The following is a 15643-nucleotide window of genomic DNA, read 5'->3' on the forward strand; positions in this document are numbered from 1 at the left end:
TACCTGTGCTCAGGTTTTAGAAGCAATGCAATTTTTTTGTTCCTGTAAAGCATTTAACTGATGAAAACACAAGAAGAAGACTGGACACTGGTCATAAAACCTAGTTCTGGACTCTTTGATTTACAACTTAAGGAAGTTTGGCGTTACCGCGACCTGTTACAAATGTTTGTGCGGCGCGATTTTGTTGCGGTTTACAAGCAAACTATCCTTGGTCCAATCTGGTTTTTCCTGCAGCCACTGTTTACTACTATCACATTTACGATAGTGTTTGGCAATATAGCAGGCATTTCCACAGATGGTGTTCCTCCTTTATTGTTTTATATGGCGGGTATAGTAGGATGGAATTATTTTGCCGAATGTTTAAATGCAACTTCCACAACCTTTATACAAAATGCAAATATCTTTGGTAAGGTTTATTTTCCCAGGCTAATTATGCCTCTATCTATTGTTGTTTCAAACTTGCTAAAGTTTGGCGTACAGTTTATCTTATTTTTAGTGCTTCTAGGCTATTACATTTTATCTGGGGCATATATTCAGCCAAATTTGACAATATTATTAGTACCATTTCTAATAATATTAATGGCTTTACTTGGATTAGGCTTCGGTATGCTCATCTCTGCTATGACCACAAAGTATCGGGATCTCAAATTTTTAATTACATTCGGAGTTCAACTTGCAATGTATGCTTCTCCTGTAATATACCCTTTATCTACTCTTCCCGAAAAATATAAAGTTTATATTTTAGCAAATCCTATGTCAAGTGTAATTGAGACATTCAGATATGCCTTTTTAGGAGAAGGCACATTTAGCTGGATGTATTTGGGGTATTCTACTTTATTTGCGATGTTGGTTTTTACCTTAGGTGTACTTATTTTCAATAAGGTAGAAAAGTCTTTTATGGATACTGTTTAAAATGAATACTGTAATAAAAGTTGAAAACCTGTCGAAACAGTACAGGCTAGGTGAATTGGGAACAGGTACTTTATCACATGACCTGAACCGCTGGTGGCATAAGATTAGAGGTAAAGAAGACCCTTACCTAAAAGTTGGTGATTTAAACGACCGTACTACAAAAGGAAGTAGCGAATATGTTTGGGCTTTGAGAGACATAAATTTTGAAGTAAAGCAGGGAGAAGTCTTAGGCATTATTGGTAAAAATGGAGCCGGAAAATCTACTTTGTTGAAGTTACTTTCGAGAGTAACTGCTCCAACTACAGGAGCAATAAAAGCAAAAGGTCGTATCGCTTCATTATTGGAAGTTGGTACAGGTTTCCATGAGGAACTAACCGGACGTGAAAATATTTTCCTGAATGGAGCAATTCTTGGTATGACTAAAGCTGAGATACGTTCTAAATTGGATGAGATAATTTCTTTTTCTGGTACTGAAAGATATATAGATACCCCTGTAAAAAGGTACTCATCAGGCATGCGCGTTAGGCTTGCTTTTGCTGTGGCTGCTCACCTAGATCCAGAAATATTGATAGTAGATGAAGTTCTTGCCGTTGGTGATGCTGAGTTTCAAAAGAAAGCGATAGGTAAAATGCAGGAAGTGAGTAAAGGTGGTGGTAAAACTGTTTTGTTCGTTAGTCATAATATGGAAGCAGTACAAAATCTTTGCACCCGTGGCATTGTGTTGAGCAATGGAGGGTTGCAATTAGATAGTACCATTGAAGAATGTTTTAAAGCATACTTAGGAAATACTAAGCAAGGTGGTGAACTATCGAAATCATATACTTTAGATAACGCTCCAGGAAACTTTAACGCAAAGTTATTGAGCGCTAAAGTTATAAATGAGCATGATCCTGGTAGCTTTTTTACAACTGGTACCGGTTTTTCTTTTGAATTCGATATCTATAATCAAATTGGTGGCATTCAACAGCTTGACATTACTTATCATCTTTTTGATGAAAGAGGGATACTTATTTATGTAGGTTCTACGGCAGTATCACATGAGCCTCAAAAATATGGGAGTGGTTTTCTGAATATCAAAACTAGTTTTCCCCCTAATATATTAAATGAAGGTATTTATACAATTGGTAGGTTATTATTAGTTAAAAATCGGGGTCATATAATGACTGAGTGGAAAGATGTTTTGTCTTTTGAGATTCTACCTTTATCTAACGGCTATATAGGCGCATCAGGAGGTAAAGAAGGCGTACTTAAAATATATAACCTTCCTTGGGATATTTCTTATACTAACTAAGTTAAATTTAACATGATACCCGTTACTAAGCCATTTTTACCATTGATAGAAGAATACCAATCCTATACAAAAAGTATTTTTCAAAGAGGTTGGCTAACAAATAATGGTCCATTAGTAAATGAGCTTGAGTTAAAGCTAAAAAGTTATCTTGACATACCACATTTACTTTTTCTTAACAATGGAACAGTAGCAATTCAAATTGCAATCAAGGCACTAGAATTGACAGGGGAAATAATAACAACTCCTTTCTCTTATGTTGCTACTACTTCCTCAATTGTCTGGGAGCAATGTAAACCCATATTTGTTGATATAGATCCTGGATCATTTAATATAGATCCTCTTAAAATAGAGGAAGCCATAACTCCTTCAACATCTGCTATATTAGCTACTCATGTTTTCGGTAATCCTTGTGAAATTGATTCAATTAGAGCTATTGCAGACAAACATGGGCTAAAAATTATTTATGATGCAGCTCACTGCTTTGGTACGACCTATAAAGGCCAATCTATTTTTATGTATGGTGATATAAGCACCACTAGCTTTCATGCTACTAAGCTTTTCCATACTACTGAAGGTGGAGCTGTTTTTACCCAAAGGCCTGAACTACTTAGAAAAATGGCTTTACTTCGAAATTTTGGACATACTTCTCCTGTAAGTTTCGATGGGGTGGGAATAAATGCTAAGAATTCTGAGTTTCATGCTGCCATGGGACTTTGTGTGCTTCATTATATTGAAGAAATTCGTGCAAAACGAGAAAAGCAATGGCTGGTATACAAGAATACTTTATCAGGTAAACAGCAAATTAAGTTAATGAAAATAACAGAAGGTACAGATAATTATAACTTTTCTTATTTTCCGGTTGTTTTTGAAACTGAAAAACAGCTTCTTACTACTCTTGAAGCTCTTAATTTGCAAGGGGTTTATCCAAGGAGGTATTTTTATCCATCTCTGAATACGCTTAATTATGTTGCTAAGAAAAATTGCCCTGTATCAGAAAGCATTTCAGAAAGAGTTTTGTGCCTTCCTCTTTATCATGATTTAACTACCGAGGATCAAGATATGATCTGTAGGGTGATACTTAGAGCTTTAAATTATTAGGATATGAGAAGTATTGGCATAATGCAGCCATATTTATTTCCTTACTTAGGTTATTTCCAGTTGATTAATTTAGTCAATAAGTTTATAATTTATGATGATGTTACGTTTATAAAGCAAGGGTGGATTAATAGAAATAATATACTTGTAAATAATCAACCATTTCTATTTACAGTCCCGCTTGAAAATGCTAGTTCGTTCTGTTTAATTAGAGATACTAAATTAAATAATAAGTTTTACTTTATTTGGTCAGAAAAATTTATAAAAACACTTATTCAGAATTACAGGAAAGCACCTTATTTTACTAATTCAATTGAGTTGGTATCTGAAGTGCTAAATAAAGGAGCCGGAACAGTTTCAGAGTTAGCACTAAATAGCTTGACAGCAGTCATGGATTACTTAGATATACGAACAGAAATCGTCCCATCTTCTGTTGTGTATCAAAACAGTCATCTTAAGGGGCAGACACGAGTTTTAGATATCTGTAATAAAGAGCAAGCGCACCACTATATAAATCCTTTAGGTGGGCAAGAATTGTATTCTAAGGAAGTATTTCAAAACGACGGTATCCTACTTGATTTCATAAATCCCACTGTAGTACCTTACACACAATTTGATAAAGATAATTTTGTATCTCGTTTGTCAGTTATAGATGTGCTTATGTTCAATGACCCGGCGTCCATTAGAGAAATGCTAAATAAGTATGAGCTTGTCTGAAGCAATAGGTGGATATTTAGGCCTACACATAAATCCTGGGAAGGCATATTATAGTGATCTAGTTGAGTTAAATACAGGACGTAACGCTTTTGAGTATATTCTTTTAGCTCGTAAGTATAAAAAGGTTTATATTCCATACTTTACATGTGATGCTGTACTTGAGCCAATTCATAAGCACAATATAGAATATTCTTTTTACAGAATTGATTCAAGATTGGAGCCTGTAGATGTACCAATTCTTGAGCAGCACGAAGCTTTTTTATATACTAATTATTTTGGACTTAAAACTCAATTTATTTCAAGTAGTAGCCATCGTATATGTAATTTAATTATAGACAATGCTCAAGCTTTTTTTAGTAGACCACTTGTAGGAGTAGATACTTTTTATTCACCTAGGAAGTTCTTTGGTTTACCAGACGGAGGATACGCTTCAACAACAGCTTTGCTTCATCAAGCCTTTCCTCAGGATATTTCTGCAGGACGATGTTCCCACTTGCTTCTCCGCCTCGATACTGAGCCTGAAATTGGTTTTGAATCTTATAAAAATAATGAGAATGATCTAGCGGATAAGCCTATCATGCAAATGTCTAAGCTTACGAAGAGTATTTTAAATGGAATAACATATGATTGGGCTCTTGAAAGGAGGAATAATAATTTTGCATTTCTACATAACATATTAAGAAACTATAATAAATTTCAGTGGCTTGACGAGATACATATTGAGGGCCCTTTGGTTTATCCTTTCTACACAGATAATGATAAACTTCGCGATTGGTTAGCTACTAAGAAAATATATACCGCAACTTACTGGCCTAATGTTTTCAAGACTGCCGGTAAGAATACTTTAGAATATGCTTTGGCCTCAAATGTTGTATACTTACCTGTTGACCAAAGATACAATGAAGAGTCAATGACGCACATAATAAACCACATTTTATACTACTATGGAATTCAGAATAAAATTTAGACCTTTTAAATTAGAAGACGCTATTTTTATAAATAAGCTAAGGCAAGAGGAGGAAATGGAACAACTTATCGGCGGTTCTAAGCGCCCAGTTTCCTATGAACGTGATTTAAAATGGGTTGAGCAAATAATTTTAGGTGATAGCCAGACGAGCATATATTTCGCTATTACTTTTATGGATAGTGACGAAATTATAGGTTATGCTTCTATAACTGATATTGATTTCCGAAATGGAAGTTGTTTCTGGAGCGGTATAAAAATTGATAAGACTAAATCTGGCAAAGGAGTAGGAACAGAGGTAGCATTAAAAATACTAAAATATGCGTTCGAAGAATTAAGAATGGAGCGTTGTACAGGAGAGTGTTTAGAGAATCATGAGGCAGTTCTGCGGATGTTACTTAAAGTAGGGTTTAAGAAAGAAGGTCTTATGCGTAATAGACTGTATAAAAATGGGAAGTACAACAGTCAATGGCTTTTAAGTGTAATTAGAGAAGAGTATTTTGAAATAAAGCAGAATTACGGGTTATAGAAGTACACTGTTTTCATTAACTCTTATACTGGTTTTAATTTTTATATTTGATTCAATTTGAGGATGTTAAATAAGTTTAAACGTAAATTCAACTTCGCTTACAAATTTTTGAAATATAGAGTACAACATTCTAGGTTTGAAGAAATGAGTGCTGGCGAAAATGATTTTATACTCTTCTTTTTGCATCCGCATTTCAATATACGATCAGGAGGGATATTGTCTATTTATTTTCTTTTGGAACAGACCAAAAGCATGTTCCCCACTAAGAATGTTTATCCGGTAACTATAGCAAAACTGCCTTCATACACCAAAGCAGACTGGTTTCCGAATGATTATAATATATTAAACCTTTATTTAATAAAGAATAAAATTAGTAAGAATAGCAAAGTCATTGTTCATGTTCCTGAATGCTATTTTGAATTCTTTTGCCAGGAAATAATCAACTCTAATCTTTTTGATTTTGCAAGTCAGGTAACATTGAACATTCTTAATCAAAATCAATCGTTAATGCCTGTTGAAGCTACAGTTATAAAATATAAGTACTTATTCAACAGAATTACAATGACATTATGTTTCGAAGCCAACACTAATATTTCATATTCATACTTGGCTTATCCACCCTTTTTCATCAGCTCCTGGTTTTATAATTATCCCATAGATAAGCTATCTTTCGATACAAAGGAAGACATTTGTATCATATCCCCTGATCCGAATCCTTTGAAAGGAAAGGTTGTTGAGTTATTAGAAAAGAAGTTAGATATAAAGTGTGTCGAAATTCGGAATATGGCTTTTCATGATTTTCAGAATATACAAAGAAGAGCGAAATGGAGTATATCTTTTGGTGAGGGATTTGACAATTACTTCGCAGGAGCTTTCATGAAATCTGGTATAGGTTTTAGTGTGTATGATCCATTATTCTTTCCTCGTGAATTTAATTCTAACGAATTACCGCAAACCGTATTTACCTCCTACCAAGAATTACTGAATAATATTGAGTCAAGAATTAAAGGGCTTGATTGCAAAGATGCCTATGAGAATTATGCTAATAATATTCAACAACTAATTTTGTGTCATAACTCACCTGAAAAAGTCGTGAAAAACCTAGAAGGTTTTTACAATATGGTTATAAATGGCTAGTTGTTTATGTTAGTGCGAAAACAGACATTTTTCAAAAGTTTACTATAGTTAATGATTTCAATTATTATTTGTTCAGTTAGACCTTCTCTTTTAGAATCCCTAGTGGAAAATATACATGCAACTATAGGCGTGCCTCATGAAATCATATCGATAGATAACAGAGGAACTAATGATGGCATTTGTAAAGTCTACAATAATGGTGCGTCTAAAGCAAAATTTGAGGTTCTTTGTTTTGCTCACGAAGATATTCAATTTCACACAAAGAATTGGGGCAGACACATTATTGATGCCTTCAACGATAAGAACGTTGGATTGGTAGGTGCCTGTGGCGCTAAATATAAATCTGCTATTCCATCCATGTGGACAGATGTACCAAGTAGCTACTATGTAAGTCAAGCCTTCTTCCCCGAGGATTCAGCTCGTAAAGAAGTATTATCTGAGAATGGCAACATCAGCCCTGAAGTTGCTGTGTTAGATGGTATGTTGTTAATAACTCGAAAATCAATTTGGGAAAAATTTTTATTTAATGAGGAAATTTTAGGTTTTCATTTCTATGATATTGACTTTAGTTTAAGGCTAGGACAATGCTATAAAATTGTGGTTTCAAAGGACATTGTTGTAGAACATTATTCACGTGGTAAAAGAAATAAGGACTGGCTTGTAAGCTCATTATCTTATCATGTAAAATATCGCCATCTATTACCAAGGTATATAGGTAACTTTTCAAAAAAAGAAAAAGCTTTAATAGACTTTCGTTGTTATTTAGTTTTAAATGATTTAATGATTAAGTACAATTTTCCTACAAGTATAATTGTAGAATATTTTTTTAAATCAGTTATAATCAGACCCTTTAGCAGAAAACATATTAATAATTTTATTAAAATAGTTAGCTATGGATTCCTTAAATCCTCCTTTTCTTCTTTCTAAATTGTACAATAAATTAAAATATAAATTTGATTGGGAAATCAAGAAAAAGGTAGTTGATATTATATTACAAAAAAGACTGAAAAATAAAGATTTTGCAATAGTTTCTAATAATTGTTGGGGAGGAGGGGTTTATCAAGTTCTTAGATTACCTTATAATACACCTTTTGTAGGGCTTTACATCAATGCACCATGCTATATAAAGCTATTAAAGAATTTTGAGTTCTACCTGAATTGTGAACTTGAATTTACTAACGCTTCGAGATATGGTCAACATCAAAGTAAAAAGTACCCAGTAGGTTTTTTGAATAATGAAGTAGAAATACATTTTCTTCATTATAAGTCTGAGAAAGAGGCATTTGAGAAGTGGAATAGAAGGAAGAAAAAGTTGCCTAAAGATATAAATTCTATATTTTTTAAATTTGATGATAGAGATCACTGTACTCCTGAGTTGATAAAGGACTTTCATGCTTTACCATACAAAAATTTAATATCGTTTACTAAAACAAAATATAATTATCAAAATAATTTCAAGCTTAAAGATCCAGCGGATCTAATACTTTTCGATACAACTCACAACTTAGTAGATATTGTCGAATGGTTGAATATGAAACAGGCCACTACTGGTTCTGCGATATTTAAGAGTTTAAGATTTATAGGATATCCTAAAAAATTTAACTAGTAAAGTTAACTTTTATTTTTACAAAAGGCGGTAGTGTAGGTGGTAGCGAGATCCTTGCTTTGAAGATTATCGAAGAAGCTATCGAAGCAGGATATGTTGTACAGTTGTCGATAAATGGTGCGGGTTATCTAAATCATCCTGCAATAAAGTCATTACTTAACAAAGGGCTGGTGATACTAAAACTATTACATTTTAGATAAGGCAAATTGTAATGAAAATGTTAAATCTGTCCCGGATAAATAGCAGAGAGATTTATCTCTATTAGGTTAATCGTTTCCATACTACACTAATTAAATTTTAGTAGTCAAATTTTATTTTATACAAATTCATAGTGATTTTCATGAGTAAAAGACCTATATATTTTCTTTTGAATGATGACTATAGCGGAGTTTCTATAATAGTCACCTATATTGTTATGTTTCTTAATAAAGATTTATTTGATGTTACAATAATAATGCATCATCAAGTAGATGTAGATAAAAAAATAGAGCGGCATCCAAATATTATGGCAGGACTTCCTGTTATTAAAATATTTTATTCTAAATATGAAAACCTGTATTCTGTTGCCAGACGGTTGGCGAAACTAGCTAAATTTGATAATAAAGAAACATTTCTTTTTACTAATGATAGCCATTCGCTAGCACTTCTTGCTCTTTTGAAAGTTCAGAATCCTATTGCTTTTATGTTGCATGGTGATATGAACTACTATTACTCTACTGCTTTAAAATTTCAAAATAATATTAATTTATATTTTACGTACAGTAACAAAGTTTACACCAAGCTAAAGAGTTTATTGCCAGGCCAACTTAATAATATTCATAAAGTTTATTATCCTTATCCTCATTCTAATTTTAAAAGATTTAAAAATACTAATAAACGGCTAAGGGTCTTATATGCAGGAAGATTAGATAATGGGCATAAAGGAATTTTTGATCTGCCTAAGATAGATCAAATGCTAAAGCAAAATGGTGTGCTTGTAAAGTGGCATATAATAGGTTTTGGTAGAGATGAGGATGAACTAAAAGAACGCTGGAATAGTGCTGAGAATGTTGAATGGATAGGTAAAGTAGATAATAAAAATGTGTTAAAACTATGTTCAGCTAATGACTTGATTGTTTTACCTTCACGAGTAGAGGGACTTCCTGTTGTTTTAGTTGAAGCAATGAAAGTTGGTCTTATACCCTTAGTTACTGACATAGACAGTGGTTATCCTGATGTAATAACAGATGGAGAAAATGGATTTATATTACCTGTAGGAGATATAAAAGCCTTTTCTGACAAAATTACTTTATTACATGTAAATAGAGAAAAACTTGAAGAGATGTCGATTAATTCATTGAACAGTATAACTCTAATGTTTAATCCACAAAAAAATATAAATGAATTTGAGAGGCTAATAAATGGCCTGCCTTATAATAATTTTTCAAAAAAACCTTACATCAAAATAGGATCAAAACTGGATTCAAAATATTTGCCTAATTTTTTAGTAAAAGCGATTAGGAAAGTAATAGGTAAGATTATTTCTTAATTATAAGCTGTGTCAAAATTTTTTGGAATATATCACTTAAATCAAAAAAGTAGTAACAATACTTTCGATTATTTTAATAAATACTATAAAAACTTTAAAAATAAAAGTTTTTATCAAAATGGTAATTTATCAATATCATCAGCAAGTATCAGTGAAACTATACCAACATATTGGTCGGATGTAATTTTTGATAAAAACGGAACTGTATTTATTTCTGTTTATGGAAATATAATTGATTTAGAAAAAAATAAAAATTATAATGACAAACTATCTAAATGTGAAAACATTTATAATATTATAAAGACTGAAGGTTACAATGCCATAAAAAATTTGTCAGGACTTTTTTCTTTGGTTGTCTATAATTCTTTCCTTGATGAATTAACTATTATTTCAGATAGAGGTGGATTTTTCCCAATATTCTATATAACGACTAATGAGTATATAGCATTTTCGACAGAAGTTAAATTTCTTAACCAACTTAATAATGTTCCAGAAATTAACAAAGTAGCTTTACATGAACGATTATTTTTTGGATATGTTCTTGGCAACCATACATTGATTACTAATATATGTAGACTACCTGTCGGGACTTATTTGAAGGTAAAAGAGCGTAAAGTACAATTGATTAATTTTTGGTCTTGGAATGATATTTCTAAAACTATTATATATGATTATAATATAGCTTTAGAACAAGGAGCAAAAATAATTCCAACTTCTTTAACAAAATATTACGACTATAGAAAGAAATATCAATTACTACTGTCGGGTGGTTTCGATTCTCGATTTATTGCTTCTGAAATATCCAAATTCAATGAGGGAGAAAATATCAAAGGTATAAGTATACACAAACCCAATTCCACTAAAGATGTAAAAATAGCTTCTGTATTAGCCAAAACGCTTCGTGTACCTTTTAAGACTATTACATACAAGAAAAGCAAAATGTATGATGATTTTGTTCTTAAGTGCTGGATGGTAGATGGATTAAGTAATGAGCATTTATGGGCTGTACCTTTAATAGATCAATTAGATCAGGACTCGATTATCCTTGATGGATTTGCAGGAGACGGATTTTTATCAGGAAGCTATGAAATAGAAACAAAATTTGGATTTAATAAATTAGATGGTGATATACATCTGATAAAATCATTGGAAGAAGAATATGCTACTTTTTTTACAGAGCGTTACTTGAGCGATAAGATTATAAAAACATCTATAAATATAGAATTAGGGAACAAAGGCATAAACTCAAACCTCATTTTTGGTCTTAAAAATCGCTTGCGTAATGCAATGATTCTAATGGCAAAAAATATTTGGGAAAATGGAGGGATTATCTTATATCCTCTTGCAGATAACAATATTCAGGAATACTCTTTCAGTATAGATCCAGATATTAGAAGGCGTAAAACACTTAATAAAGATATACAAGCATATTTATATCCTAATTTAGTATTTTTAAATAACTTATCTCAACCTACTTATCTAGAAAAATTAAAGCATCTTCTTAAACAAAAATTTGATTTAGGTAATTCCTTACCAAAAGAGGGAACCAAAGAAATAGAAAGATTACTAAACATTCTCAATATCGAAGAACCATTTAAAGCTGATGAAGTCAAAAGGCTTTTCTATAATATGAAAAGCTATAATGATTTTAAAAAAATGCTAAATATTTTAGATGTTATTGTTTGGCATAATTTATATATACTAAAAAGAAATATTAATGACTTCTTAGGGTCTTAATTGCTTTGAGCTTTCAACATACTTAAACGTAATGAATAATTATATTTTAATAACTGGAAGTGCTGGCTTTATTGGGCATCATTTAACAGTTAAATTAATCAAATTAGGTTTCCAAGTAGTCGGTCTTGATTCCATCAATGATTATTATGATGTTAACCTTAAGCTTGAGAGGCTGAAATTACAAGGATTTACAATAGGTGAAATTTCTTATAACAAAATTATTCAGAATGATAAGGGTGCATATTTTGTTCAGCTTGATCTAGCTGATCAAGAAAATTTAGATAAGTTATTTAAACGCTTTTCAATTAGTATAGTTATTAATTTAGCCGCTCAAGCAGGTGTTAGGTATAGCTTAGAGGCACCAGAATCTTATATTAAAAGTAATATAGTAGGGTTTACTAATCTACTTGAGTGCTGTCGGAATTATGCAATAAAACATCTATTGTTTGCATCTTCAAGTTCTGTCTATGGCATTAGTGAGTCTGTTCCTTTCAAAACAACTGATCGGACTGATAGTCCGGTCTCATTATATGCTGCAACCAAAAAAGCTAATGAAGTAATTGCGTATAGTTATGCTCATTTATATGGTATACCTTGTACAGGGTTAAGATTCTTTACAGTTTATGGGCCTTTAGGTCGACCAGACATGGCTTATTTTTCTTTTACTAAAGCCATTTTAGAAGCCAAGCCAATTAGAGTTTTCAATCAAGGCAATATGCTTCGTGATTTTACTTATATAGATGATATAGTAGAGAGTATAATAAGATTGATGGATATAGTACCAGCTAATATAGTTACAAGCGCACGTTATAAAATATACAATATTGGCAATAGTAAACCAGTTAATCTGCTAGATTTTATTACAACACTTGGTAATCTTCTTAGTATAAAGCCAAATATGATTTATACTGAAATGCAGCTAGGCGATGTGCCTGTTACTTTTGCGGATACGTCAGACCTAAACGAGGTCATAAATTTTAAACCTAATACTTCTCTTAAAGATGGTTTAGCTAACTTTGTAAGATGGTACAAAGATTATTATTTATCAGATGAAAATGGTTGTTAATGCTCCAACCTTAAGTGTTATAACTACACTTTATAATAGGGAAAAATATATAGCAGAAACTATAGAAAGCGTTTTATCGTCAAGCTTTACAGATTTTGAATATATAATTCTAGATGATCGATCTTCGGATAATTCTTTTGAGATCGCTAAAACCTATGAGAAAATTGATCCTAGAGTTAAGGTTGTAAAAAACGATATAAATCTTGGAGATTATCCAAATCGAAATAAGGCAGCCTCACTAGCGAAAGGTAAATATTTAAAGTTTTTAGATGCGGATGATGTTCTTTACAACCATGGTTTACAAGTAATGGTCGAATCTATGCAGGCATTTCCTCAGGCAGGCTATGGAATATGTACTAAGCATAGCCATTATGAAAAGTATCCAATCCAAGTAAATTCTTATGAAGCTCTAAAACAACATTTTATAACAAATGGTCCATTGACCCTTAGCTGTTCACCTGGGTCAGCGATAATTTTAAAAGAAGCATTTGACAAAGTAGGTGGATTTAGAATAAATAGACATATTAGTGACGCTTTATTGTGGAGAACACTTTCCTTACATTATCCTGTAGTTAAGATGATCACAGGCTTATACTGGTGGAGAGGACATGAGCAACAGGAATCAAAAATAAGATTAAAAAACAGAACTCCTATAATTGAAGAATACCTTGCCAATACTGAAATTATCACAAATATTGATAGCCCACTCTCCAAAGATGAACAGAGTTTAGCAATTGCTAAATTAAAGCATAAATTAGCTAGAAAGATATTGGTTATACTTATTAAAGAAAAAGACTTTAGGGGTGCTTATAAACTATTGCAAGATGCAAATTTAGATTTATCTAATGTATTAAGCGGATTTAAAGGTTAAGGTATTCATCTTAATAAATAGAAAAGTATTTTGAATGAGAGAAGAAGCTAACCTTAAAAATATTAAAGTTGGTTATTTTACCCAAAGCGTAGCCGTCTCAGAAACTTTTATATCTGATCTAATTTTAGGTTTATCAGAAATTTTTAGCATAGAAACTTATACAAATTCTGAATTAGGAAAAAATTTAGGGATAAAATATACTAAAATTAGTATCGATTATTATCCAAATTGGTTTGTTAATAAATTGTTTTTATTAGCAGGTGGCAGGTTAAGATTATTGTTTAAGAAGAAGTTTGCTTATTATAATCTTGATAAGAAACTTAAAAATAAATATTTAGATGTAGCCTTTATTGAATATGGTACAACTTCAGTTCTTATTCAAGATTTTTTGGTAAGTAGAAAGATACCATTTATTGTCCATTTTCATGGATTTGACATTACTTCATCACTAAATGATTTTTACTATAGAACTGAATTAAAAAAAGTTTTTGCTGTAGCCATTTATGTAATTGCTGCTTCTAATCACATTAAGCGTTTATTAATACTCCAGGGTTGTCCTTCCAGCAAGATTAAAGTCATAAAACTTGGTATAGATGCAGCAATATATGAACCATTACCTTGGGACCAAAGATTCAAATTAAATCCATCAATCGCGTTTTTGGGAAGACTTACCCCTAAGAAAAACCCCATAGCATTATTACATGCTTTCAAACTAGTAGTAGATAAGTTGCCAAATACAACTTTATCTATCATTGGAGATGGGCCTCTACGAAAAGAAGTAGAACTAACTATCAATTCTCTGGGGTTAGCTAAGAGTACTACATTGTATGGAGCCCTTTCTCGTGATAAATCTTTGCCCATCTTAAATAGGCACTGGATTTATGCTCAACATAGTGTTACTTCGTATCAAGGTGATCAAGAAGGATTCGCTATAAGTATTGCAGAAGCAGCAGCACTTAATATACCAGTCGTATCAACTTTACATAATGGAATTCCTGAAAATGTTATAGACGGAGAAACAGGATTCCTTGTTAAAGAATATGATTATGAAGAAATGGCCAATAAGATCATATTATTATTAGAAGATGTAGAGTTAATCAAAAGATTTGGTGAGGCTGGAAGGACGAATGTAATAAAAGAGCTTAATCCTTTGAGAAGGATCAAAGCCATTTCAAATCTATTAAGTGAGATAAAAAACTGATAACATCGTGATTCCCAAAGTATCGATTCTTATACCATTATTTAACTCTGAGAATTTTATAACAGAAGCAATTAAATCCGTTTTTAATCAAACTTGGAAAAACATTGAAATTATTATAGTTGATGATGGTTCTACTGATAACTCTTTTTCTATAGCAAAATCTTTTGAATCAGAAAAAGTCAAAGTTTTTTCAATTCAAAATGGTGGAGCTTGCAAAGCTCGTAATTTTGCCTTTGCTAAATCAACAGGAGACTATATTCAATATTTAGATGCAGATGATATCCTTTCTAAAAATAAAATAGAAAATCAACTTTTATTATTAATGACAAACGGTCCTGAGACTATAGCTTCATGCGCTTGGGGACGATTTCATAAAAATATTACTGATTGGAAAGTTGAACTACAGAGAATAAATAAAAGTTACGACTTCCCATTGAATTGGTTAATTGATTCATGGAGCGGCAGAGGTGTAGGTCAGACTTCAATCTGGTTAACACCAAGAAAATTGATCGAAACTGCTGGGCCATGGAACGAAAAATTGACAGTAAATCAAGATGGTGAATTTTTTTCAAGAGTTATAACAAGATCTAAAAGTATAATTTACTGCTCTAATTCATTCGTATACTATAGATCTTCAAGTAACAATAGTATCTCAAGAGCTCCGTTTTCTAAAGATAAAGCTCAATCACTTTTAAAAAGCTATAAATTATACATGGATAATATCCCTGTAACACACTTTAACTTAGAAGTAAAAAAGGCTTTAGCTCGAAATTTTGCGGAATTTATATATAGGTTTGAAGATAAATATCCAGAACTAAGTAAAGAGGCATGGATAGAGTTATATAAACTGGGAGTTGTTTATTTTGAACCTGTTGGTGGGGGAACTCTATCAAGGCTAACGAGAATGGTAGGTTTCAACAAAGCTTTAAAACTAAGGAAGCTTTTTAATTTTATAAAAAATAAATTTCAGAATTATTGAGATCGATAAC

The 15643-nt window shown here is 31.9% G+C and carries 15 protein-coding genes; all 15 read left to right on the forward strand.

What is annotated here, in order from left to right; genetic code table 11:
• Positions 1-60 precede the first annotated feature (60 nt).
• The 15 genes from MJ611_RS10380 (at position 61) to MJ611_RS10450 (ending at position 15633) form a co-directional block, all read left to right on the forward strand.
• A complete protein-coding gene (locus MJ611_RS10380; RefSeq protein WP_250429702.1) occupies positions 61-912 on the forward strand; it encodes an ABC transporter permease in 852 nt (283 codons plus the stop codon).
• A gap of 1 nt (position 913) precedes the next feature.
• Positions 914-2203 (forward strand): ABC transporter ATP-binding protein, encoded by a 1290-nt coding sequence (locus MJ611_RS10385; protein ID WP_250429703.1) that lies wholly within the window; start codon positions 914-916, stop codon positions 2201-2203.
• Positions 2204-2215: 12 nt separating this feature from the next.
• The gene (locus tag MJ611_RS10390; protein ID WP_250429704.1) at positions 2216-3301 is read left to right on the forward strand and encodes a DegT/DnrJ/EryC1/StrS family aminotransferase; all 1086 of its coding nucleotides are present in this window, start codon (positions 2216-2218) and stop codon (positions 3299-3301) included.
• A gap of 3 nt (positions 3302-3304) precedes the next feature.
• Positions 3305-4015, forward strand: coding sequence for a WbqC family protein (locus MJ611_RS10395; protein ID WP_250429705.1), 711 nt, complete (start codon positions 3305-3307; stop codon positions 4013-4015).
• Complete coding sequence (locus tag MJ611_RS10400; RefSeq protein WP_250429706.1) at positions 4002-4982, forward strand: hypothetical protein; 981 nt, start codon at positions 4002-4004, stop codon at positions 4980-4982. Before MJ611_RS10395 ends, MJ611_RS10400 begins: the two co-directional genes overlap by 14 nt.
• Positions 4960-5508, forward strand: coding sequence for a GNAT family N-acetyltransferase (locus MJ611_RS10405; RefSeq protein WP_250429707.1), 549 nt, complete (start codon positions 4960-4962; stop codon positions 5506-5508). The genes MJ611_RS10400 and MJ611_RS10405 overlap by 23 nt, the downstream gene beginning before the upstream one ends.
• Before the next feature lie 108 nt (positions 5509-5616).
• Positions 5617-6645 (forward strand): hypothetical protein, encoded by a 1029-nt coding sequence (locus MJ611_RS10410; protein ID WP_250429708.1) that lies wholly within the window; start codon positions 5617-5619, stop codon positions 6643-6645.
• 51 nt (positions 6646-6696) lie between these two features.
• Complete coding sequence (locus tag MJ611_RS10415) at positions 6697-7572, forward strand: glycosyltransferase (RefSeq protein WP_250429709.1); 876 nt, start codon at positions 6697-6699, stop codon at positions 7570-7572.
• The gene (locus MJ611_RS10420; RefSeq protein WP_250429710.1) at positions 7538-8251 is read left to right on the forward strand and encodes a DUF1919 domain-containing protein; all 714 of its coding nucleotides are present in this window, start codon (positions 7538-7540) and stop codon (positions 8249-8251) included. Before MJ611_RS10415 ends, MJ611_RS10420 begins: the two co-directional genes overlap by 35 nt.
• A gap of 340 nt (positions 8252-8591) precedes the next feature.
• On the forward strand, positions 8592-9779 hold the full coding sequence (locus MJ611_RS10425) for a glycosyltransferase family 4 protein (protein ID WP_250429711.1): 1188 nt from the start codon (positions 8592-8594) through the stop codon (positions 9777-9779).
• 9 nt (positions 9780-9788) lie between these two features.
• Positions 9789-11516 (forward strand): asparagine synthetase B family protein, encoded by a 1728-nt coding sequence (locus MJ611_RS10430; protein ID WP_250429712.1) that lies wholly within the window; start codon positions 9789-9791, stop codon positions 11514-11516.
• Positions 11517-11547: 31 nt separating this feature from the next.
• Entirely contained in the window at positions 11548-12582 is a 1035-nt protein-coding gene (locus tag MJ611_RS10435) for an NAD-dependent epimerase/dehydratase family protein (protein WP_250429713.1), read from the forward strand.
• On the forward strand, positions 12566-13453 hold the full coding sequence (locus MJ611_RS10440; RefSeq protein WP_250429714.1) for a glycosyltransferase family 2 protein: 888 nt from the start codon (positions 12566-12568) through the stop codon (positions 13451-13453). The genes MJ611_RS10435 and MJ611_RS10440 overlap by 17 nt, the downstream gene beginning before the upstream one ends.
• Before the next feature lie 34 nt (positions 13454-13487).
• Complete coding sequence (locus MJ611_RS10445) at positions 13488-14654, forward strand: glycosyltransferase (protein WP_250429715.1); 1167 nt, start codon at positions 13488-13490, stop codon at positions 14652-14654.
• 7 nt (positions 14655-14661) lie between these two features.
• Entirely contained in the window at positions 14662-15633 is a 972-nt protein-coding gene (locus MJ611_RS10450) for a glycosyltransferase family 2 protein (RefSeq protein WP_250429716.1), read from the forward strand.
• Positions 15634-15643: the final 10 nt, after the last annotated feature.

This window comes from Pontibacter ruber, from assembly GCF_023630205.1.
Lineage (GTDB): Bacteria > Bacteroidota > Bacteroidia > Cytophagales > Hymenobacteraceae > Pontibacter > Pontibacter ruber.

Coding starts and splice junctions, on each gene's coding strand:
- MJ611_RS10380 (WP_250429702.1), top strand. CDS start 61: ATGAAAACACAAGAAGAAGACTGGACACTGGTCATAAAACCTAGTTCT.
- MJ611_RS10385 (WP_250429703.1), top strand. CDS start 914: ATGAATACTGTAATAAAAGTTGAAAACCTGTCGAAACAGTACAGGCTA.
- MJ611_RS10390 (WP_250429704.1), top strand. CDS start 2,216: ATGATACCCGTTACTAAGCCATTTTTACCATTGATAGAAGAATACCAA.
- MJ611_RS10395 (WP_250429705.1), top strand. CDS start 3,305: ATGAGAAGTATTGGCATAATGCAGCCATATTTATTTCCTTACTTAGGT.
- MJ611_RS10400 (WP_250429706.1), top strand. CDS start 4,002: ATGAGCTTGTCTGAAGCAATAGGTGGATATTTAGGCCTACACATAAAT.
- MJ611_RS10405 (WP_250429707.1), top strand. CDS start 4,960: ATGGAATTCAGAATAAAATTTAGACCTTTTAAATTAGAAGACGCTATT.
- MJ611_RS10415 (WP_250429709.1), top strand. CDS start 6,697: ATGATTTCAATTATTATTTGTTCAGTTAGACCTTCTCTTTTAGAATCC.
- MJ611_RS10420 (WP_250429710.1), top strand. CDS start 7,538: ATGGATTCCTTAAATCCTCCTTTTCTTCTTTCTAAATTGTACAATAAA.
- MJ611_RS10425 (WP_250429711.1), top strand. CDS start 8,592: ATGAGTAAAAGACCTATATATTTTCTTTTGAATGATGACTATAGCGGA.
- MJ611_RS10435 (WP_250429713.1), top strand. CDS start 11,548: ATGAATAATTATATTTTAATAACTGGAAGTGCTGGCTTTATTGGGCAT.
- MJ611_RS10440 (WP_250429714.1), top strand. CDS start 12,566: ATGAAAATGGTTGTTAATGCTCCAACCTTAAGTGTTATAACTACACTT.
- MJ611_RS10445 (WP_250429715.1), top strand. CDS start 13,488: ATGAGAGAAGAAGCTAACCTTAAAAATATTAAAGTTGGTTATTTTACC.